The following is a 1085-nucleotide window of genomic DNA, read 5'->3' on the forward strand; positions in this document are numbered from 1 at the left end:
CCCCTCAATGCTTTGGAATGAATCACGACTATTCGCAGCTTTTAACCCTTCGGGTAGAATAACCACATCAATGGAACCACCACCAATGTCCACCATAACCGTTTCACATTCTACATACTCATTCGCATCTTCACGATCTTCAAGGGTTAAGTCTTTTTTTAAGGCAAAACGTGCGCTTTCTCCCTCTTTTAAGCATGCACTTTCTTCCACTACTACCTTTAACGTATTTTCGAAACCAGGCGTATGCACAGTAAACGTATGGTCGCCTAAGAAGCGATTAGCCATCGCTTTTTGAGCTGCCCCAAATGTGCTCTCTTTCTTAAGGAGCCAGATTGGTAACATCGTAGAAAAATAGTCAATTTCAACTGTGTTGTCTTTTTTATCCTTCGCATGTAACGCATGGTAATACGCAATCGCAGCTAAAAAGGTGATGTATGGAATATGACTTGTAATTTTATTATGTAATTTATTAATGTGATTGTTGGCAAGTAATTGACTTGCGGCAATGTCACCTACTAAGAAATAGCGCTCTTTCTCTTCTCCCTGAATAGTTGTGGAAAGTAAAATACGCTTCTTAAATTCTTCTGGAGCTGTAACCGCATCTGTAAAAAAAGAATCTGCAGCTTCTTTTTGCAGTTCAACTACATTCGTTGGAAAATCAAATAGATATCCATCCATAATGTTCATATCAACAGAGTTCCCGCAATCTTTATTAAAACGTGAAATTTTCATTTCTAAACACCTCATCTTTTAAGTTGAACTTATATTCAACTCATTGTACTTGATGTAGGTTAAATATTCAATATATGAGAACAATTTAATGATCTACAAAAACTTACATCTATCAACAATTATTCAAATTAAGTAGAACTTATATCTACAAAGAATATTCAAGGTCAATCCCTTCTGTATCTTACTTTATATCATCAACATAATAAGAGCCTACATCGAAAATGATGCAGGCTCTCCTCTCTTACAACAAAATAATTCTTCTGTTCATTTGCCCTTGTGAGGCCCTTTCGTTACGTATATCGATTCATAACGAGAGTGCCATTCGTTAAATCACAATACCTACTTGTCAATTT

General features: G+C 35.9%; 1 pseudogene. It reads right to left on the reverse strand.

Annotation, left to right across the window (positions count from 1 at the left end):
- Positions 1–732: pseudogene (locus OK414_RS29650) on the reverse strand (hypothetical protein); the annotation flags it as partial.
- Between the last annotated feature and the right edge of the window lie 353 nt (positions 733–1085).

It is taken from the genome of Priestia sp. JV24, assembly GCF_025910025.1.
GTDB lineage: Bacteria > Bacillota > Bacilli > Bacillales > Bacillaceae_H > Priestia > Priestia megaterium.